Genomic DNA, 21,791 nt, shown 5'->3' on the forward strand with positions numbered 1-21,791 from the left:
TTGCTTCGTTATTTGGTTTCGTTTATTTTCTCTATTCTGCGTTATCTAAAAATTCTCTGAACTTATCGGCCCATTTTTCAAAAATTGATTTCTTATCAACCGGTTCATTCGAATTATTTGATACATACTCGCCTCTACTATCGACAGCATCTACCTCGGCATGTTTCTTAGTTCTCTTAACATTCTGGTTCAACCCTTTCATTAATAAACCAACAGCTGTTGCAAATGAAGGGCTCGACATATCTACATCTGAGCTACCAGAAATATGCTCATTCGGATACCCTATTCTGGTATCCATACCAGTAATATATTCTACTAACTGCTTGATATGCTTTAATTCAGCGCCACCACCTGTTAATACAATACCTGCAATTAATTTCTTTTTGGTCTCTTCGTGACCATAATTTTTAATTTCTAAATACGCTTGCTCTACAATTTCAACGACTCTTGCATGAATAATTTTAGACAAATTTTTAAGCGTAATCTCTTTTGGTTCTCTTCCTCGTAATCCTGGAATAGAAACAATTTCATTCTCTTTATTCTCACCCGGCCAAGCAGAACCAAACTTAGTTTTCAACAATTCGGCTTGTTTTTCAATGATTGAACATCCTTCCTTAATATCTTCAGTTATTACATTTCCTCCGAAAGGAATAACAGATGTATGACGAATGATGCCGTCTTTAAAAATCGCTAGATCTGTTGTACCACCACCAATGTCGATTAAAGCAACACCTGCTTCTTTTTCTTCTTGACTCAATACTGCATCTGCTGAAGCGAGAGGTTCTAACGTAATATTCGACAACTCTAAACCTGCGCTTTTAATACATCTACCTATATTTCTAATAGATGAAACCTGACCAACAACCACATGAAAATTGGCCTCTAAGCGACCGCCATACATTCCGATAGGTTCTTTGATCTCACCTTGACCGTCTACTTTATAATCTTGAGGCAGCACATGAATTATTTCTTCACCAGGCAACATTACTAATTTATGAACCTGATTGATCAATTTCTCTATATCAGACTCATCTATTACTTTCTCAGAATTTGGACGTGTAATATAATCGCTATGATGTAAACTACGAATATGTTGGCCTGCAATACCAACAACCACATCTTTTATCTTAAAATCAGAAATGCTTTCGGCTTCTTCTACCGCTTGCTGAATTGATTGAATTGTTTGGGTGATATTATTAACCACACCTCTATGAACACCTAAGCTCTTGGCCTTACCCATGCCAAGCATTTCTATTTTGCCATATTCATTGGTTTTACCAATCATTGCAACAATCTTAGTTGTACCAATGTCTAAACCAACAGCTATATTTTCGTGCTCCATAATTTACTTTTTTGTACACACAACTTGATTTTCAAATTTCAAGTTGATAGTTTGGTAGTTATCTAATGTGTTTTCTTTTAATTCCTTTTGATAGAATGCTTTTAGTTTTTTAAACTTTTTGTCAATTCTATCTAAATCTCCAATTTCAATTTGTTGGCCACCAATTCGTGTTTTTAAAACAAAGTCATTTACTGACTGCTGTTCGATTCCAATAATTTGCTGATGTAAAAAATCATCATTATAAATTTGCTTAGCGAGTTTGTACACTTTTGATACATCGGTGCCTTTAACACCGCTAATAATTGGAACTCTTGCCGAATAATTTGAAGATAGCGGCATTTTTAAACCCTCACTATCAATATAATAAGAAACACCCTCATCATTTACTCTAGCAATTGGTGTTCTTTGTTTTAATGAAACACAAAGTTTTCCATCAACTGTTAAGAAAACATCAGCCTCTTCAATCATTTCATTTAATTGTAGAGTTGACTCCAAACTGCTCAAAATTATATTTTCTTTTCGCTGACTTTTAAGCTCGCCGTAATTTTGTATTAACAATTTATTAACCGTTTCATAAGTTATAAAAAGGTTATCTCCGTTAATAAATTTCACATCAATTTCATTGACCTTTTTAGCCTCATTTCTATGAGATGCGAAACCGAATAAAAACACTATAACACCTATAAAAACAAGTGCTTTGATGTGTTTAAGATATTTCTTCATGTCATTTTTTCTTTGAGTATTTCTTTAATAGGATTTATTAATTCGCCAATATCTCCGGCACCAATCATTACTATAATTTTAGATGATGCTTTCAAAATATGTGAATTCAACTCAACTTTTGAGACCACTTTTTTATCAATCATATCAATTTTACTCAACAACCAGTCAGAAGTTACTCCATCAATTGGCAGTTCTCTGGCTGGATAAATATCTAGCAATAACAACTCATCAAATTTTGCCAAACTTTCTGCAAAGTCATCTACAAAATCCTGGGTTCTACTGAACAAGTGTGGTTGAAAAACAGCTAGCACTTTTTCATTAGGATATAATTCTCTAACTGATTCAGCTACAGCATCAATTTCTGTAGGGTGGTGAGCATAATCATCAATCAATACTAAACCATCAGTTTTAATCTTGTACGTAAATCTGCGTTGTACTCCTTTAAAAGTTTTTAAAGCTTCGGCAATGGATTGGAGTGAAACTCCATAACTATTAGCCATTGCCAAAGCCACCACAGTATTTAGCACATTATGTCTTCCTGATAAATTCAGTTCTATATTTTTAATAACTTCTGATGGTGTTTTTACATCAAAAAAATAAGTTCCGCTTTTAATTGAAATGTTTTGTGCATTGTAGTCTGCACTTTCTTCAATTCCGTAGGTAATTCCCCTCAAGGGCAATCCTTTTTTCACAAAAAGCTTATCTGTAACCTTACTTGCAAAGTCTCTAAATGATTGCTGTAATTGATCTGACTCTCCATAGATATCTAAATGATCCGCATCCATTGAGGTAATACAGGCAATATTTGGTGATAACTTTAAAAATGAACGATCGAATTCATCTGCTTCTACAACACTAATCTTATCTCCACCAAGAATTAGATTAGAGTTGTAGTTTTCTGATATTCCACCTAAGAATGATGTTGCATTAATTCCACATTCCGTTAAAATATGACCCAAAATGGTCGACGTTGTTGTTTTACCATGCGTACCGGCTACAGCAAAACAGAAGGTGTTTTTTGTGATTTCTCCTAAAATCTCAGCACGTTTAAAGATTTTAAATCCATTATCTTTAAAGTAATTGAATTGTTTATGATCCTTAGGTATAGCGGGTGTATAAACAACAATTGAATTTTTATTATTGAGAAATTTTTCATCTATTAGCGAAACTTCATCTTGGTAATTGATTTTAATTCCCAAATCTTCGAGTGCTTTTGTATTTACCGATTGAACACGGTCATAGCCAGAAATAAGTACACCGTTTTTATGGAAATATCGAGCTAAAGCACTCATACCGATTCCACCGATTCCTATAAAATATATACTATGTATTTTTTTTAAATTCAACAGATCAAGGCTTCTATTTCGTTTACTATATCTTTTGTGGCATTAGGTAATGCTAATTGCTTTATATTCTTACTTAATTCTTCTTGTTGTTCCTTATCATTAATCAGTTTGTCCATTAAAGGTTGAAAAGTCTCAAGCTTACTTTCTTTAACTAATAAAGCTGCATTTTTAGAAGACACCGCTAAAGCATTCTTAGTTTGATGATCTTCTGCAACATTAGGAGATGGAATAAAAATTACAGGTTTACCAACTATGCATAGTTCAGATATAGAACCAGCACCAGCTCTACTTATAATTATATCTGCCGCTGCATATGCTAAATTCATATTGTTTAAGAATGCATGCGTCTGAATTCCATTTGAATCGCTATGCTTTTTGTATTCATCTATATATAATTTACCCGTTTGCCATATGAGTTGAATGTCATTTTTCATGAACCAATCTACTTGATTCTCTATCAATTTATTGATTGCTCTAGCGCCAAGACTTCCACCTAGCACTAAAACAGTTTTCTTTGTGTCATTTAGCTTAAAAAAATCTTGCGCTTCTTTTCTTTGATCTGAAACTTCTAATAAGTCTTGTCTTACCGGGTTGCCTGTTTTTACAATTTTATCTTTTGGGAAAAACCGTTCTAATCCGTCATACGCCACACATATTTTGTTAGCTTTTTTCGATAGGATTTTATTTGTAATACCTGGATATGAATTCTGCTCTTGAACCAATGTTGGGATTCCTTTTCTATTGGCCATTTGTAATGTTGGTCCTGATGCAAAACCGCCAGTACCAATTACGACATCAGGTTTAAATTTTCTAATAATACCGCTGGCTTTCCATAAACTACTTATTAATTTAAATGGAAACATCAAGTTCTTAAGTGTCAATTTTCTCTGGATACCAGAAATCCACAATCCTTCGATTTCGTAACCAGCTTGTGGTACTTTTTCCATTTCCATACGGTCACTAGCTCCAACAAATAAAAATTTTGCATTTTTATACCGCTCTTTTAATTCATTGGCAATCGCTATTGCAGGATAGATATGCCCTCCTGTACCTCCTCCACTAATCAATATGTTAACCGATCGCTTCATGTAAAACATTTAGTGGATTATCATCGTCATCTAGTTTTTTATTCTTAGCAATTTTTGCTTCTCTATTTGCACTAACACTTAGTATAATACCAATAGCAAAGCAAGTCATCCAAATAGATGTACCACCCGCACTCATTAATGGCAACGGTTGACCTGTTACCGGAAATAACCCTACCGCAACAGCCATATTTATTAAAGCTTGAAAAATGATTGGTATACCAACTCCTAAAACTACCAGTGTACCAAAAATTGTTTCTGTTTTTGTAGCGACTATAACTATTCTAAACAATAATGCTAAGTACAAAATCATTAAAAACAAGGCTCCAAAAAGGCCAAATTCCTCTACTATAATTGCATAAATAAAATCTGATGATGACTGTGGTAGAAAATTCTTCTGAACACTTTTACCTGGGCCCTTACCTTGAATTTCACCTGAAGCAATGGCAATTTTTGCTTTCTCGGCTTGATAATTAGCTTCAGCATCTGATGTTGAAAAGTTTTCAATTCTACTTACCCATGTATTAATTCTACTTCCTTCAAAAGCGCTTGGAAAGGCTTTAGCCGTTAAAATAAATATTGTAAAAACTAAAACGCCTATCCCAACAATTGATGTCAGGTATTTTATAGGATAACCCCCTACAAAAGATAACATTAAAATAGATGCAAAAATAATTGCAGTTGTTGAGAAGTTAGCTGGTAAAATAAGAACTAAAACAATTCCTATCGGAAGCCAAAATTGCCATAAGCTATCCTTAAATTTGATGATTTTTTCCCTATTTCTGGATAAATATCTTGCTACAAAAATCATAATAATAACTCCTGCTAAAGTAGAAGTCTGAAAACCGAAACCGACAAACGGTATTCGAATCCATCTACTTGCATTAACGCCACCAACTTGAGCGCCTTGCATTAGGGTATAAATTAGCAAGACAATAACCACTGGTATTAACAAAACAGACAATCCACTAAAATAACGGTAAGGTATTTTATGTGTGGCATATACAATTAAAAAACCTAGCAATAATAATACAGCATGTTTAAGTAAATGCCCTAAAGTTGTACCATTATCTACAACATATACAAGATTAGTGCTAGCACTATAAACCGGGAGAAAGGAAAATATTGCCAACAGAGCTATAATAGCCCAAATGGTTTTGTCACCTCTAATATTTCCGAGGATTCTAGTCATTTACAATTGTCTAACCGCTGCTTTAAATTGTCTACCTCTGTCCTCATAATTTTCGAAAAGATCGAAACTCGCACACGCTGGTGATAACAAAACAGAATCGCCTTTATCTGCAATTTTATATGCTACTTTTACAGCCTCTTCAGCTCCTTGTGTATCAACAATAAGATCAATAACATTATTAAAAGCTGCATGAATTTTTCTATTATCAATACCTAAACAAATAATAGCTTTCACTTTTTCGTGAACCAATGGTAACAAATCTGTATAATCGTTCCCTTTATCTACACCACCAACTATCCAAACTGTGTCAGATTTCATACTCTCTAAAGCATAGAATGTTGCATTAACATTTGTAGCTTTTGAATCGTTTATGTATTGAACTCCGTTAATCTTCAATACCGGTTCTAAACGATGTTCAACACTGTCAAAATTTTCTAAACTTTCTCGTAGTGTTTCGTTACGAACCTTTAATAAAGTAGAGGCCATGGCCGAAGCCATCGCATTTTTTGTATTGTGCTTTCCTTGCAATGCTAGTGATGTTATACCCATTGTAAATTTATTTGAATCAGTTTGTATTATTATGTTATTATTATCTATATAAGCGCCTTTTTCTAACTTTTTAGTTAACGAAAAAGGCAGCAATTGTGCTTTTACTGAATTGTTTTTTAACCATTCTAAAATTGCCTCATCATCTGCATCATAAATGAGAAAATCCTCCTCATTTTGATTCATTGTTATTCTGAATTTTGAATTGATATAATTCTCATACTTATATTTATATCGATCTAAATGATCTGGAGAAATATTTGTTATGATTGCTAAATGTGGTGCAAAATCTATTATACCATCCAATTGAAAACTACTCAACTCTAGCACGTAGTCATCATATTCATTATCTGCAACCTGCAATGCAAAACTATCACCAACATTTCCCGCTACACCAACATTTAACCCTGCGTTTTTAAGGATGTGATGGGTTAACAATGTTGTGGTTGTTTTACCATTACTACCTGTAATCCCAACTATAGTTGCATCAGTATACTTACTTGCAAATTCTATCTCAGAAATCACTTTTATACCCTTTTCCAAAAGCTGCTGAACTAATGGCACATTATCTGGAATACCAGGACTTTTCATTACTACATCAGCATCGAAAATTCGATCTTCAGAATGCTTTTTTTCCTCAAAAGCAATATCATTATGTAAAAGAACTTTCTTGTATTTATCAGCTATTACTCCTTTATCAGAAACAAAAACGTCATATCCTTTTTTATTAGCTAAAATTGCTGTACCGACACCACTTTCTCCTCCACCTAAAACAGCAATCTTTTTCATACTATCTCACTTTCAATGTTATTATCGACAGTACTGCGAGCATAATCCCAACAATCCAAAATCTTGCAACGATCTTACTTTCGTGATATCCTTTCTTTTGAAAGTGATGATGTAACGGGGACATGAGAAAAATGCGTCTTCCTTCACCATATTTTTTTCGTGTATATTTGAAATAACTTACCTGCATCATTACAGAAAGTGTTTCTGCGAAGAAGATTCCTGCGAGAATTGGCAGTAAAAATTCTTTACGGACTGCTATTGCCAACACTGCTATAATTCCACCTATGGTTAAACTACCTGTATCACCCATAAACACCTGTGCTGGATAAGTGTTATACCACAAGAATCCCACTAAACCTCCTACAAATGCACTGATAAACACTGTCATTTCACCAGAATAGGGTATGTACATTACATTCAAATAATTTGCAAAGATGATATTACCAGATACCCAAGCAAAGACACCCAAAGCTGTAACAATTATAGCCGAAGAACCTGCAGCCAAGCCATCTATACCGTCAGTTAGATTAGCACCATTTGATGTTCCAGTAATGATAAATACCACAATAAGTACAAAAAGTATCCAACCGTATTCTTTCATCCCATCACCTAACCAACTAACCAATGATGAATAATCAAATTCATTATTCTTTACAAAAGGAATTGTTGTTTTTAAAGATTTATGCTCTTTTTCAAAAAGTTCTGAAGGATTTACAGTTTGCAACTGAACTTGTTGAGGAGCTGGTAATTGCTTCTTTTCTTTAACCACCACACTGGGTGAAAAATAAAGCATGCATCCTACGAAAATTCCTAAACCTACTTGTCCTAAAATTTTGAATCTTCCTTTAAGTCCATCTTTATCTTTCTTAAAAACTTTTATATAATCATCAATAAACCCAATGAGCCCCATCCAAAGTGTAGAAACTAATAATATGATGATATACACATTACCTAATTCGGCGAAAAGCAATACCGGAATTACCGTTGCTAAAATGATAATAACACCGCCCATTGTTGGTGTACCTGTTTTTTCCTTTTGACCTTCTAAACCTAAATCTCGAACTGATTCACCTATTTGAAGACGACGTAACTTATCTATAATACGTCTACCGAAAATGGTTGATATTAAAATTGAAAAAACAAAAGCTAGAGCAGAGCGAAAAGATATGTATTGAAACAATCCTGCTCCAGCTAGTTCGTAATGTTTTTCCAAGTATTCAAATAAATAATACAGCATATGGTTTAGCGAGTTATTTTTCTAATTCTTTAAGAATTTTGATTACAATTTTATAATCATCAAAGTCAGTTTTAATTCCATTCACTTCTTGATATGTTTCATGCCCTTTGCCAGCTATTAATACGATATCACCTTTTTCTGCCATCTTACCAGCAGTTTTAATAGCTTGCTTTCTATCTACTATAGAAATGGTCTTTTTATAATTTTGTGGCTCAACACCAGCCTCCATATCATCAATAATCAATTGAGGATCTTCGGTTCTTGGATTGTCTGATGTGAAAATTGCCTGATTTGAAAGTTCTGAAGCAATATGCGCCATTTTAGGTCGCTTTGTCTTGTCTCTATCACCACCACAGCCAACTACTGTTATCACCTTCTCGTTATGGGTTCTGATAGTATTTATTGTTTCTAGCACATTTTTCAATGCATCGGGTGTATGCGCATAATCTACAATGGCTGTTACTCCTGAATCTGAAATCACATATTGAAACCTACCACTAACACTTTCTAAACCACTTAATAATCGTAGGTTCTCTATTTGTTCTACCCCTAATAAATCAGCCGTTGCATAAATTGCCAACAAATTATATGCATTAAATGTTCCAATAAGCTTGGTCCAAACTTCATTATTATTAATTGCAAGTAATAAACCTGTCAATTGATTTTCAAGAATCTTTGCTTTATAGTCTGCTATAGTCTTTAAAGCATACGTATATTGCTTAGCATCTGTGTTTTGCAACATGACCTTCCCATTCTTATCATCTATATTTACCAAAGCAAAAGCTGATTTGGGTAATCTATCGAAGAATGATTTCTTTACATCTCTGTATTCTGCAAATGAATTATGATAGTCTAGGTGATCATGAGATAGGTTTGTAAAAATTCCTCCTGCAAATTCTAATCCTTCTGAGCGTTTTTGATCGATGCCATGTGAGCTCACTTCCATAAAGCAGAATTCTACATCAGCCTGAACCATTTCATCCAAGTATTTATTTATAGTAACTGGATCTGGAGTTGTATGGGTAGCAGGGAATTCTTTTTCATCTACCAAGACTTTAACTGTAGAAAGTAAGCCTACCTTATATCCAGCGTCCTTAAATAAATTATAAAGAAGTGTTGCTATTGTTGTTTTACCATTAGTACCGGTAACTCCAATTAACTTTAATTTTTTTGAAGGATTTTCATAAAAATTAGAAGCCGAAATTGCCAATGCTTTATTCGCATCATCGACAACAATATATGTGACATTTTGAACTCTTTCTTTTGGAATTTCTTCACAAATAATTGCTCTTACACCTTTATCAATTACATCATCAATAAATTTATGACCATCTACAACAGAACCTCTAATCGCTACAAAAACACTATTCTTTGTTGTCTTTCTTGAATCAAACTCAATACTATCTACCATTAAATCTGTGTTACCATACACAGATTCTAATGCCACTTTATACAATATGTCTTTTAAACTTTTCAAGATTTAAGACAGGTTTAATTTGATGATTGATCCTTTTTCAATTTTATTTCCAGCTTTTATAGATTGCGCTTTGACTTTTCCCGTTCCGTCCGAATCAACTCTTAAGCCTAAATTCTCTAATAAAGCAACTGCATCCATACCCGACATATTCTTGAGATTAGGCATAGCCACATACTCTTTTCTTAGCTTTTCATTGTATTTCTTGAAATCTTTATTTACCAATTGATAGTCAAACTCAGTTTTATTAATTTCTTCTAACAACGGTGTGTCTGTATATATTTTCTTGGCAATTTTTTTGAAAACAGGAGCAGCAACTACATTACCATAATACCCTATTTTTTTATCTGGTTTATGGATGACTACAATACATGAATATTTAGGATTATCAGTAGGAAAGTAGCCAACAAAAGAAGATATATATTGTGTCTTACCCGTCCAATATTCTGTTTGACAAGTACCAGTTTTACCCGCCATCGAATAATTTTTATCATAAATATTCTCTGCGGTACCACGCTTTACAACATTTTCCATCATTACCTTTGCTTTCTCTATAGTTTCTTGAGAACACACTTTAGGATTAATAACTTCGCGCTCAAAACTGTGAATTAGTTTATTTTGGGAACGCACCTCTTTAATGAATCGAGGTTTTACCATTTCACCATCGTTAGCAATAGCATTATAAAAAGCTAATGTTTGTAAAGGTGTAATACTCACACTATAGCCGTGAGTCATCCACGCTAAGGTTGTTCCAAACCACTGGTTCTTATCCTCAGGATTTCGAAACTTAGGTTCACCTTCTCCTTTGATAGGTACATTTAACTTATCACCTATATTCATCCGGCGAAGACCTTCAATAAATTTTTTAGGATTATTCTTATAGTTATCTTCAATTATCTTAACTATACCGACATTAGAAGACACTTCAAACACTCTAGCCGCAGAAATTTTACCATAACCACCTCTATGAGAGTCTCTTACCGTTCTATCGTAAATTTTTAGAGTTCCACCTTCTGTGTCTATAACAGCTCCAGTATCAATGACTTTATCTTCTAAAGCCACAATCATGCTCATTAATTTAAAAGTAGAGCCAGGCTCGTGTGACTCGCCAACTGCGTGATTTAGACGTTCATAATACTTACCTTTTTTATCACGTCCAAGGTTTGAAATGGCTTTTACTTCACCCGAATTGGTTTCCATAACTACCACGGTTCCGTGGTCTGCACTATATTTTTCTAGTTGTTCTAGTAAAGCATGATGTGCTATATCTTGAATGTTTAAATCTATGGTTGTATAGACATCTTTACCATCTATTGGTTCAATCTCATTATTATCATTTAAAGGTTTCCACTGACCTTTTGCTATTTTTTGTTTGAGTCGCTTTCCATTTTTTCCTTTTAAATACTCTCTAAAATTACCTTCAATCCCAACACGACCTCGATAATCATCATAACCCACATAACGTTCAGCTATTTTACCTATTGGGTGTTCCCGCACTGTACGCTGTTCAGCTATTAAGCCACCCTTATAAGCTCCTAGCTTAAAAATGGGAAACTTCTTTATTTTCTGATATTCATTATAACTGAGGTTTCGTGTAATAAATAAATATCTGTTCTTAGTTTTTCTAGCTTTTCTAATTTTTGTTTCCCAAGCCCCTGATGTGTTTCCTAACATTTTTGAGAGCTCTTTGCTCAGCCCTTTTATACCTTCTTCGAAATTCTCACTAGAAACAGTAACGGCATCCATTCTAATATCGAATTTCGAAACTGAAGTAGCTAATAAGCTTCCGTCCGCAGTATATACGTTACCTCTATTAGCTGGAATTTCGAAATTACGCACTGTTCCTTTTTCAGCTTGCTGCCTATAAAAATCACCTTTAATAAATTGAATATCAATTAATTTATAGGTAATTGCTAGTGCAAACAAGAACATAAAACCAGTTAACAAGTAAAGTTTATTGAGTATGTTCTTTTTCTCAGTTGCCAATTATTCTATTTTTTTACTTTGATTTTTTTTGGTGGATTTTCTGAAATGAATAATCCTTTTTCTGCTAATTTTTTGGTGATGGTAGATTCCATTTTGAGCTTCATTAAATCAGACCGTGTGGCAGTAAACTCGGACCTCAATTCTCTATACTGTTTGTTTAATTGAGCTATTTTTTGAACTTTCTTATCAATGCTATGTGAGCTAGCAATCATTACTAAAGCCAACACCGCCAAAAAAATGAGAAGCCTCCAGTTTTTGGGCGCATCCTCATCTACAAGAAACTTTCCTTTTAATAAATCGTAGACTGTTTGTTTAAAATTTGCCATTATAGTTTGGTTGCTACTCTAAGCTTAGCACTTCTTGCTCTATTATTTACTTTTATCTCTTCTGCCGATGGTGTTATAAGTTTTCCTTTTTTAAAAGGTACTGTCACATTACCGAAAAAATCCTTTTCAGGCTCTCCTTCAAACAAACCACTTCTTATGAAGCGCTTGACCAATCGATCCTCTAATGAATGGTAAGAGATTACACTTAGCTTTCCACCCTCATTCAATAAATCAATTGTTTGTTCCAGAAATTCTTTCAACACTTCTAACTCTTCATTTACTTCAATTCGAATTGCTTGAAATATTTGAGCCAGTATTTTATGTTCTTTGCTTTTAGGAAGAAATCGCTTCAACACCTCTTTTAATTGAAAACTAGACTCCATTTTCTCCTCATCTCTAGCCTCAACAATTGCTTTTGAAATAGTTCTTGCATTTCTTAATTCACCATACTGGAACAGAATATTACTTAGCTTTGTTTCTTCATACTCATTAATGACATTATAGGCCGAAGTTTCACTGTGCTGATTCATTCTCATATCTAACTCTGCATCAAATCGAGTAGAAAAACCACGCTCAGCTACATCAAACTGATGTGAAGAAACGCCTAAATCCGCCAGAATACCGTCCACTTTCTTTACACCATGAAATCGAAGAAATCTTTTTATATATCTAAAATTCTCATTGATCAAGGTAAATCGATCATCATCAATCATATTTTGCAAAGCATCTTCATCTTGATCAAAAGCAAATAACCTTCCTTGATTATTCAATCGACTTAAAATTTCTCTTGAGTGACCACCACCACCAAAAGTGACATCAACATAAATTCCGTTCGGATCAATTTCTAAACCATCAACACTTTCAAAGAGCAAAACTGGATTATGATAACTCATCATCCACAATATTATCAGCACCTAATACTTCTTCAGTTAAGTCTGCAAACTCATCAGCATCGTAATCAATTGACTTTTCATAACGCTGTTTATCCCATATCTCAATACTATCACCCATACACGCCAAAACAACATGCTTAGAGATCCCAGCAAAATTGTGCAGATCTTTTGGTATTAAGAGCCTACCTGACACATCTAAATCAATCACTTTAACACCAGCAGTAAACTTTCTAATGAAATTATTATTCTTTCTTCTATACCTATTTAACCCCTTAACTTTTTGCATCTCTAGATTCCATTGAGTCATAGGATATAATTCTAAACAAGATTCGAAAATCGAACGTTTTAACACAAAGCCACCTTGCAACACAGAAGCCAGTTGCTTTTTAACCTGAGAGGGCACCATTAACCGACCCTTCACATCGGCTTTACACTCATATGTACCATTTAGATTGATCAATCGACTCTTGCTTGCTTAAAATTTTTACTGACAAATATACTGTTTTTTACCACTTTTTACCATTTTTTACCACTTTGTTAATAACTTTCTAATTTGAATATTATTGTACTGATTAACAATTAATTACAGTGGCGTAAGTTTCTAATTAGAGAAAAGGCTTTAGTATTTTGAAGAAAATCTGTACTTTGAACCAAAATAGTTACTTTTGCAACTAGCTATAAACCGACGAATTATTTAATGGGTGACAATTACAAAAAAGAAGGAAAATTCAGCTACTTAGAATCTGGTGAAGGCAGGCCTATTATTATCTTACATGGATTAATGGGAAACCTAAGTAATTTTGACGGTGTTTTTGACCACTTCTCTACAAAAGGATATCAAGTTCTAATGCCAGAACTCCCCATTTATACACAACCACTACTTAAAACAAACGTAAAGAACCTCGCCAAGTTTATAAGAGAGTTTACGCAATTTAAAAAACTAGAAAACTACATTCTTTTAGGAAATTCTTTAGGAGGGCATATTGCACTTTATTACGCTAAGCATTACCCTGATAATGTTTCTGGAATTGTACTTACAGGAAGCTCTGGTTTGTATGAAAATTCTATGGGTGAAAGTTATCCTAAACGTGGTGATTATGAATACATAAAGAAAAAGGCACAAGATGTATTCTATGATCCAGAAATTGCTACTAAAGAAATAATCGATGATGTATACGAATCTATCAATGACCGTAACAAACTTATAAGAACCTTAGCCATAGCTAAGAGTGCTATAAGACATAATATGTCTAAAGATCTACCTAATATGGCTATGCCAGCTGGACTAATCTGGGGAAAAGATGATACGGTAACACCACCTGATGTCGCAGAGGAATTTCATAAGTTATTACCTAATTCTAGCCTGTATTGGATAGATAAATGTGGACATGCTCCAATGATGGAACATCCTGAAACTTTTAATACGCTTCTCGACGAATGGCTTGCTAAAGAAAAGCTATAAAATTTTGCACGATGAAAATTAAGTCGGCCGAATTTATAATTAGCAACACAAATGTTGCTAAATGTCCTAAAGAACTTTTACCAGAATACGCTTTTATAGGTAGATCGAATGTTGGCAAGTCTTCACTTATCAATATGCTAGTTAACAATAAAAATCTAGCAAAAACATCAGGTAAACCTGGAAAGACCCAGTTAATCAATCACTTTAAGATCAATGAACAATGGTTTTTAGTTGACTTACCTGGTTATGGATACGCTAAAGTTTCTAAAACACAGCGTGCCAAATTCCAACAATTTATTACAGACTATTTTCTAAAAAGAGAACAGCTAACTTGTTCTTTTGTTCTGGTAGATGCTCGCCATAAACCCCAAAAAATAGATCTAGAATTCATGCAGTTTTTAGGTGAAAATGGCATACCTTTTTGTGTTATTTTCACTAAGTCTGATAAATTAAAACCTTCACAACTCAATAAGAATTTACAGACCTATCGACAAGAAATGCTAAAGGTCTGGGAAGAAATGCCACAGCATTTTGTAACCTCAGCTTCGGCTAAAATTGGCCGTAAAGAACTATTAGACTTTATTGATAATGTAAATGAAGATTTAAAAGCCCAATAATATGGCTTCAACTCTTACAAACCTTGATGTACTTTACGAAGATAATCATCTAATTGTTATCAATAAAAAGATTGGCGATATTACTCAAGGAGATAAGACAGGTGACAAACCCTTAAGTGATATTGTTAAACAATATATAAAAGAAAAATACCAAAAACCAGGTAACGTTTATTTAGGAGTTGTACATCGGCTAGACCGCCCTACAAGTGGCGCTATTATTTTCGCTCGAACTTCTAAAGCACTAGAAAGATTGAATAAAATGCTTCGTGATAAAAAGATTAAAAAAACCTATTGGGCTATTGTGAAAAATAAGCCTAAAAAAGAAACTGACACACTTATTAACTATTTAAAAAAGAACCCCAAAAACAATAAATCAACAGTTTTTAAAAAAGAAACTCAAAGCAGTAAAAAAGCAATTTTATATTACAATATAATCAAAGAATTAAACAACTATTATTTGTTAGAAATTGATTTAGAAACTGGTAGACACCACCAAATAAGAGCGCAACTTTCGGCTATGGGCTCTCCTATAAAAGGAGATCTTAAATATGGTTTTAACCGAAGTAATAAAAACGGTGGAATACATTTACATGCCAGAAAGATTGAGTTTGCACATCCCGTTTCTAAAGAGCAAATTAGCTTAGAAGCCCCATTACCTGATGACGCTGTATGGAATAGCTGTTTATAGCTACCTCTTCATTTTTAAAAATTTTTCCTGAACAATCTCTGCCACTGGTCTATTTTCAATTTTACTTTCTAGCCAAGATAAAATATCTAAGTATAAGAATGATCTACGCTCATAAGGGTCGTCTTCATAGAGCTTTAATTTTTTATGTAGCTTTTTAAACTCGCCCTTAATCTGATGTGGATATACATTTCCCAATCCTTTTAAAAAGTTTATCATCTCTTTTTGTACTTCATGAAGATCATCCATTTTTAATAAAAACTTGTATGTACTTTTAAGTTGCACTTCTAAATGGTAATCCATTCCTGCTTCATAATGTGTTACTAAGCTTAAAATTCTAGAAAAACACAGTAAGTCTTCCCTCATTTTAAGTGATCTATTATTGATAATCAATTCTAAGAATTCAATACATTTTTTATGATTTCCTGCTCCAAAATACAAGCAAGCAATTTTATAATAAAACAGCATTACATGATGCTCATCAATTCTATTATTATATTGCTTTATTCCTTTTAATATTTCATCTACTAATAAAAACCCCTCTTCAAAAGCACCTTCCATAAAATGCAAATTGAGTTTGTTATTGTAGAGATATAAAAAACTTAACGCTTCTATATTATCATCTTTTGGGAAATTTTCAGCGTTTATTACTCCTTCCAATTGTACTAATGATGATTTAAATTTGGAATGATGTCGTAATAAAAACAATGACTCTAACAAATAATGATTTCCTTTAAGAAAGAATACAGGGTTTAAATTGATCATTGATTTATATTTATAAAATAGATCAACCCATTTTGCAGCATATTTATAACAAGACACAAAATCTTGTATTAAAAAACTATACCATAAATATGATTTATAGAGCCATAATCGTTCTCTAAAACCTAAATCAATAATATTGTATTTAGGCATTCTAGCTTTAAAATAATTGGTAACTATTTTATATTCTTCGTCATTTCTAACATAGCCCGTCTTAAGTAAAATACCGTATAGCTGTAATGATAAGTTTGACAATTTACTTGCCATTACATTTGCTAAACTCAAATCTTTAGCCTGAACGACAAGTTCGTCTGCCCGACCACTCATACTTCTAGTAATGTATTGTGATTCAATTATTTTTTCAAGTTCTACAATTTCAAAAGCAATATTCTTCTCTTCATGTTCAACGGCTTGATTTTTTGCTTTATCTAAAATCTTCAAACTCTGTTTGTACAATCCTTTATGATATAAAATAGTAGCAAAGTCTAATTGTTCTCTAATTTGGATTCTAACATTTCGATGAGACGGGTTTAACCGTAAACTAATCAAAATTTGCTTGTATAAATGCGCCTTTAAATTTGCCAACTGTGCCTTTTTAACCACATTACTTTTTAGAATTGCGGCTTCATCATACTTAGTCATTTTATCCAATAAATTGAATAATGCTAGAAATTTCGAATCAGAATTTACCCCCAACCTACCAACATATAACTTAAACTGACGCTTTTCTGACTTAGAAAGTGACTTTACTAAAACAAACAAATTATCTTTTTGTTGATTCATCGTTGTATCAAATAAACATATAAATCGTTAACTGAAAGCGTTTTAACTATCAAGATTTTATTTTAAACGTTGTAAAAAGTTCAATCTTAAACCGCCTTTACATCTAACCAAAATATAATTTTGTGAGTGAATAAAGAAATTTAAATAAAAATTAATGGCAAAAAATAAAGTTGACATTTTTGATACAACCTTAAGAGATGGTGAGCAGGTCCCCGGATGCAAGCTAAATACTGAACAAAAATTAGTAATTGCTCAACGTCTAGACCTATTAGGTGTTGATATTATTGAAGCCGGTTTTCCAATTTCTAGCCCTGGTGATTTTTCCTCAGTACAAGTCATATCAAAAATAGTAAAAAATGCTACCGTCTGTGGACTAACAAGATCAGTGAAAAAAGATATTGAGGTTGCAGCAGAAGCACTTAAATATGCTGTAAAACCAAGAATTCATACAGGTATTGGTACTTCTGACTCCCACATAAAATATAAATTTAAAGCCACAAGAGAACAAATTATTGAGCGTGCCGTAGCTGCAGTTTCTTATGCAAAATCTTTTGTTGAAGATGTAGAGTTTTATGCAGAGGATGCTGGCAGAACCGATAATGAATTTTTAGCTCGAGTCTGCGAAGAAGTTATTAAAGCTGGTGCCACTGTTTTAAACATACCAGATACAACCGGATATTGCTTACCTGAAGAATACGGAGCAAAAATGAAATACCTTGTAGATAACGTAAAAGATATCGATAAAGCCACTTTATCATGTCATTGCCATAATGATCTAGGTTTAGCGACTGCAAATTCAATCTCTGGTGTTATAAATGGTGCACGTCAAATAGAATGTACAATTAATGGAATTGGTGAACGAGCTGGTAACACTTCTCTAGAAGAAGTCGTAATGATTTTAAAACAACATCCTTATTTAAATTTAGACACCAATATTAACACACAACTTTTGTATGACACCAGTCAAATGGTATCAGAAAACATGGGTATGATTGTACAACCAAATAAGGCAATTGTGGGCTCTAATGCATTTGCACATAGTTCTGGTATTCATCAAGATGGTGTAATCAAAAATCGTGAAACGTACGAAATCATTGATCCTAAGGAGGTAGGTGTCACAGAATCGTCTATTGTATTGACAGCTAGAAGCGGAAGAGCTGCTTTGGCCTATAGAGCAAAAAAAGTAGGTTATGAACTTACCAAGTTACAGTTAGATGAAGTATATGCCACCTTCCTAAATTTTGCTGATAAAAAGAAAGAAATAGAGGATAATGATATACATGCCATTATTAAAACTAGTAATCTAGGAACTTCAATCTACGCTTAAATGGGGAAAACATTATTTGATAAAGTTTGGGATGCACATGTAGTCGATTCTATAGAAAACGGACCGCAGATATTATACATTGACAAACATTTAATTCATGAAGTTACCAGCCCTCAAGCATTCAACGAATTAAGAGAACGTAAAATTCCTATCGCCAGACCAGATAAAATTGTAGCGACAGCAGATCACAATACGCCTACTATAGATCAACATCTACCGGTAAAAGATTTACTGTCTAGAAATCAATTAAAACAACTTACTGAAAACTGTAAAAAGAATAATATTACTCTTTACGGATTAGGTCATAAATATAATGGAATTGTACACGTAATGGCTCCAGAATTAGGTATCACTCAACCAGGAATGACCATGGTTTGTGGCGATAGCCATACATCAACTCATGGTGCATTTGGAACCATCGCATTTGGAATTGGCACCAGTCAAGTTGCGCAGGTTTTCGCAAGTCAATGTTTATTGATTACTAAGCCCAAAAAATTACGTGTAAATGTAAACGGAAAACTAAAGAAAGGTGTACTACCAAAAGATGTTATTCTTTATATCATTGCCAAACTAGGTACTAATTCTGGTACCGGGTTTTTTTGCGAATATGCTGGAAATGTATTTGAAGAAATGTCTATGGAAGGTCGCATGACGGTGTGCAACATGAGTATTGAAATGGGTGCGCGGGGTGGCATGATTGCCCCTGATCAAACTACTTTTGATTATATAAAAGATAGAGAATTCGCCCCTAAAGGAAACGAATTAGATAAAAAAGTAACTTCTTGGAAAACTTTAAAAACTGATAATAATGCTGTTTTCGACCAAGAATACCACTTTGATGCCGAAGACATTGAACCAATGATTACATATGGAACAAATCCAGGAATGGGGATTAAAATCACTGAAAATATTCCTAAAGATAACGATGCTTCTTTTGAAAAATCATTGCAATATATGGGTTTCAAAAAAGGTGAATCGCTCTTAGAGAAACAAATAAACTATGTATTTATTGGTAGTTGTACCAATTCAAGAATTGAAGATTTTAGAATAGCTGCGCAATACATTAAAGGGAAGCAAAAGGCAGAAACTGTAAACGCATGGTTTGTTCCTGGGTCACAGCAAGTAGCAAAACAAATTCAACAAGAAGGTTTACTAGAAATTTTTGAATCTGCTGGTTTTAAATTGCGACAGCCAGGTTGTTCAGCTTGTTTAGCCATGAATGATGATAAAATACCCGAAGGTGAATATTGTGTCTCCACCTCAAATCGAAATTTTGAAGGTCGTCAGGGACAAGGCTCTAGAACTATTTTAGCTAGCCCTTTAGTCGCTGCGGCTACTGCCGTGGCAGGAAAAATTGTAGATGTAACACAAGAAGTAAAATCATTAGCTCTATTGTAAATTATGGAAAAGTTTAAAAAATTAATAGCAACAGCTGTTCCTTTGGCGATAGAAAATATAGATACCGATCAAATCATTCCAGCTCGTTTCTTAAAAGCTACTGATAAAAAAGGATTTGGTGAAAACGTTTTTAGAGATTGGCGGTTTAATAAAGATGGTAGTGTAAATCATAAATTAATATTGAATAATACACGTTATAGCGGAAGTATATTAGTAGCTGGTACTAACTTCGGTTGTGGCTCTAGTCGTGAACATGCAGCTTGGGCCTTAGCTGGTTATGGATTTAAAGTAATTATTAGCAGTTTTTTCGCCGATATTTTTAAAGGAAACGCTTTGAATAATGGCATCTTACCAGTTCAGGTGTCAGAAAAATATCTCCAATTTTTATTAAAAGAAGTTACTGAAAATCCTCATACAGCAATAGAAGTAAACTTAGAAGAGCAAACCATAGGAATTCAAGGAAGTCATATTTCAGAAGCTTTTGAAATAGATCCATATAAAAAATTATGTTTGATTAATGGCTATGATGACATTGATTATTTGATTAGTAAAAAAAATAAAATTGAAGCCTTTGAAATGGCAAATCAATAAATAAGTTATGAAATTACAAATAGCAGTATTACCAGGTGATGGTATCGGTACTGAAGTAACCGAGCAAGCAAAAAAAGTATTAGATGCAATTGCACATAAATTTGATCATACTTTTTTATATAAAGAAGCTTTAGTTGGAGCTATAGCAATAGACAAAACTGGAAATCCGTTACCAGAAAGAACATTAGAAGCATGTTATAATGCGGACGCTGTTCTATTTGGTTCAATTGGTGACCCCAAGTATGACAATGATCCTTCTGCCAAAGTGCGCCCAGAACAAGGCTTATTAAAATTGAGAAAATCATTAGGCTTATTTACAAATATTCGCCCAGTAAAAGCATACGAGCAATTACTAGATAAATCTCCCTTAAAAAAGGAAATTATAAAAGGGACAGATTTCACCATTTACCGAGAACTCACAGGAGGCATTTATTTTGGAAAAAAAGAATTAAGTAAGGATGGAAAAACAGCTTCAGACCTTTGCGAGTATAGTGAACATGAAATTGAACGTATAACACATTTAGCTTTTAAAGCAGCTCAAAACAGGAAGAAAAAACTAACATTAGTAGACAAAGCCAATGTTTTAGAATCTTCGAGACTGTGGCGTAAAGTAGTCACTGAAATTGGCAAAAATTATAGTGATGTTGAGCTTGACTTTTTATTTGTAGATAATGCTGCAATGCAAATTATTTTAAACCCAAGTCAATTTGATGTAATCTTAACCGAAAATATGTTTGGAGATATTATTTCAGACGAAGGCAGTGTTATTGGAGGTTCCATAGGGCTATTAGCTTCTGCATCTATTGGCGAAAAATATGCTTTGTTTGAGCCTATACATGGATCTTACCCACAAGCAAAAGGAAAGGGTATTGCAAATCCAATCGCTTCTATTCTATCTGCTGCTATGCTATTAGAGCATTTTAATCTACATACTGAGGCTGAATTGATTAGAAAAGGAGTAGAAAAATCACTAAAGCTAAAAATAACTACTCCGGATATCAACACTGAATTTGATAATGTAACAACCGAAAAAGTTGGTGATTTTATAGCTGATTATATTCAGTACCCAGAAGACACTAATATCAATTTTCAGAATATTCACATTGGGCAATCGACTATTATATGATCTTTTTGAATTAGTAAATTTTAGTAGTGGTTTGGTTAAAAAAAGAGCACATGCAATTTGCAAGTGCTCTTTTTGATTTTATACTTACCCCGTTTAGCTAC

20 protein-coding genes are annotated in these 21,791 nt (G+C 33.5%); 7 read left to right on the forward strand and 13 right to left on the reverse strand.

Annotation, left to right across the window (positions count from 1 at the left end; translation table 11 throughout):
- Positions 1-31 precede the first annotated feature (31 nt).
- Genes ftsA through AC1EUV_RS01160 form a run of 12 tightly spaced genes read right to left on the reverse strand, consistent with a single transcriptional unit; the run spans position 32 to position 13,399 of the window.
- Positions 32-1,342: a cell division protein FtsA gene (ftsA, locus tag AC1EUV_RS01105; protein WP_480196810.1), complete on the reverse strand. Its 1,311-nt coding sequence runs from the start codon at positions 1,340-1,342 to the stop codon at positions 32-34.
- Positions 1,343-1,345: 3 nt separating this feature from the next.
- Positions 1,346-2,065 carry a cell division protein FtsQ/DivIB gene (locus AC1EUV_RS01110; protein ID WP_480196811.1) on the reverse strand — a complete coding sequence of 240 codons (720 nt, stop codon included), beginning with the start codon at positions 2,063-2,065 and terminating at the stop codon, positions 1,346-1,348.
- Complete coding sequence (gene murC, locus AC1EUV_RS01115) at positions 2,062-3,411, reverse strand: UDP-N-acetylmuramate--L-alanine ligase (RefSeq protein ID WP_480196812.1); 1,350 nt, start codon at positions 3,409-3,411, stop codon at positions 2,062-2,064. Before murC ends, AC1EUV_RS01110 begins: the two co-directional genes overlap by 4 nt.
- Positions 3,408-4,499 carry an undecaprenyldiphospho-muramoylpentapeptide beta-N-acetylglucosaminyltransferase gene (murG, locus tag AC1EUV_RS01120; protein WP_480196813.1) on the reverse strand — a complete coding sequence of 364 codons (1,092 nt, stop codon included), beginning with the start codon at positions 4,497-4,499 and terminating at the stop codon, positions 3,408-3,410. Before murG ends, murC begins: the two co-directional genes overlap by 4 nt.
- Complete coding sequence (locus AC1EUV_RS01125; RefSeq protein ID WP_480196814.1) at positions 4,483-5,688, reverse strand: FtsW/RodA/SpoVE family cell cycle protein; 1,206 nt, start codon at positions 5,686-5,688, stop codon at positions 4,483-4,485. Before AC1EUV_RS01125 ends, murG begins: the two co-directional genes overlap by 17 nt.
- Positions 5,689-7,023 carry a UDP-N-acetylmuramoyl-L-alanine--D-glutamate ligase gene (murD, locus tag AC1EUV_RS01130; RefSeq protein WP_480196815.1) on the reverse strand — a complete coding sequence of 445 codons (1,335 nt, stop codon included), beginning with the start codon at positions 7,021-7,023 and terminating at the stop codon, positions 5,689-5,691.
- A gap of 1 nt (position 7,024) precedes the next feature.
- A complete protein-coding gene (mraY, locus tag AC1EUV_RS01135) occupies positions 7,025-8,260 on the reverse strand; it encodes a phospho-N-acetylmuramoyl-pentapeptide-transferase (RefSeq protein WP_480196816.1) in 1,236 nt (411 codons plus the stop codon).
- 13 nt (positions 8,261-8,273) lie between these two features.
- Entirely contained in the window at positions 8,274-9,737 is a 1,464-nt protein-coding gene (locus AC1EUV_RS01140; protein WP_480196817.1) for a UDP-N-acetylmuramoyl-L-alanyl-D-glutamate--2,6-diaminopimelate ligase, read from the reverse strand.
- A 3-nt stretch (positions 9,738-9,740) separates the two neighbouring features.
- Positions 9,741-11,720 carry a penicillin-binding protein gene (locus AC1EUV_RS01145; protein ID WP_480196818.1) on the reverse strand — a complete coding sequence of 660 codons (1,980 nt, stop codon included), beginning with the start codon at positions 11,718-11,720 and terminating at the stop codon, positions 9,741-9,743.
- Between the two features lie 5 nt (positions 11,721-11,725).
- A complete protein-coding gene (locus AC1EUV_RS01150; protein ID WP_480196819.1) occupies positions 11,726-12,046 on the reverse strand; it encodes an FtsL-like putative cell division protein in 321 nt (106 codons plus the stop codon).
- On the reverse strand, positions 12,046-12,951 hold the full coding sequence (gene rsmH / locus AC1EUV_RS01155; protein WP_480197537.1) for a 16S rRNA (cytosine(1402)-N(4))-methyltransferase RsmH: 906 nt from the start codon (positions 12,949-12,951) through the stop codon (positions 12,046-12,048). The genes AC1EUV_RS01150 and rsmH overlap by 1 nt, the downstream gene beginning before the upstream one ends.
- The gene (locus AC1EUV_RS01160; RefSeq protein WP_480196820.1) at positions 12,926-13,399 is read right to left on the reverse strand and encodes a division/cell wall cluster transcriptional repressor MraZ; all 474 of its coding nucleotides are present in this window, start codon (positions 13,397-13,399) and stop codon (positions 12,926-12,928) included. The genes rsmH and AC1EUV_RS01160 overlap by 26 nt, the downstream gene beginning before the upstream one ends.
- Before the next feature lie 237 nt (positions 13,400-13,636).
- Here AC1EUV_RS01160 and AC1EUV_RS01165 point away from each other — a divergent pair, with 237 nt between their 5' ends.
- From AC1EUV_RS01165 to AC1EUV_RS01175, 3 genes are read left to right on the forward strand one after another with little or no spacing between them, the layout of a single operon-like run.
- Complete coding sequence (locus tag AC1EUV_RS01165) at positions 13,637-14,401, forward strand: alpha/beta fold hydrolase (protein WP_480196821.1); 765 nt, start codon at positions 13,637-13,639, stop codon at positions 14,399-14,401.
- A gap of 11 nt (positions 14,402-14,412) precedes the next feature.
- Complete coding sequence (yihA, locus tag AC1EUV_RS01170) at positions 14,413-15,018, forward strand: ribosome biogenesis GTP-binding protein YihA/YsxC (protein ID WP_480196822.1); 606 nt, start codon at positions 14,413-14,415, stop codon at positions 15,016-15,018.
- A 1-nt stretch (position 15,019) separates the two neighbouring features.
- Entirely contained in the window at positions 15,020-15,706 is a 687-nt protein-coding gene (locus AC1EUV_RS01175; RefSeq protein ID WP_480196823.1) for an RluA family pseudouridine synthase, read from the forward strand.
- Here the strand turns inward: AC1EUV_RS01175 and AC1EUV_RS01180 are convergent, their stop codons facing one another.
- Positions 15,707-17,248 (reverse strand): hypothetical protein, encoded by a 1,542-nt coding sequence (locus tag AC1EUV_RS01180; protein WP_480196824.1) that lies wholly within the window; start codon positions 17,246-17,248, stop codon positions 15,707-15,709.
- Between the two features lie 154 nt (positions 17,249-17,402).
- Between AC1EUV_RS01180 and AC1EUV_RS01185 the strand changes: the two genes are divergently transcribed.
- The 4 genes from AC1EUV_RS01185 to leuB are packed head-to-tail and all read left to right on the forward strand — an operon-like array spanning position 17,403 to position 21,690.
- On the forward strand, positions 17,403-18,575 hold the full coding sequence (locus tag AC1EUV_RS01185) for a 2-isopropylmalate synthase (protein ID WP_480196825.1): 1,173 nt from the start codon (positions 17,403-17,405) through the stop codon (positions 18,573-18,575).
- Positions 18,576-19,973 carry a 3-isopropylmalate dehydratase large subunit gene (leuC, locus tag AC1EUV_RS01190; RefSeq protein WP_480196826.1) on the forward strand — a complete coding sequence of 466 codons (1,398 nt, stop codon included), beginning with the start codon at positions 18,576-18,578 and terminating at the stop codon, positions 19,971-19,973.
- 3 nt (positions 19,974-19,976) lie between these two features.
- Positions 19,977-20,564: a 3-isopropylmalate dehydratase small subunit gene (gene leuD, locus AC1EUV_RS01195; RefSeq protein ID WP_480196827.1), complete on the forward strand. Its 588-nt coding sequence runs from the start codon at positions 19,977-19,979 to the stop codon at positions 20,562-20,564.
- 7 nt (positions 20,565-20,571) lie between these two features.
- Positions 20,572-21,690, forward strand: a complete 1,119-nt coding sequence (leuB, locus tag AC1EUV_RS01200; RefSeq protein ID WP_480196828.1) for a 3-isopropylmalate dehydrogenase — start codon at positions 20,572-20,574, stop codon at positions 21,688-21,690.
- Positions 21,691-21,791: the final 101 nt, after the last annotated feature.

The organism is Maritimimonas sp. 2304DJ26-3 (assembly GCF_056591635.1).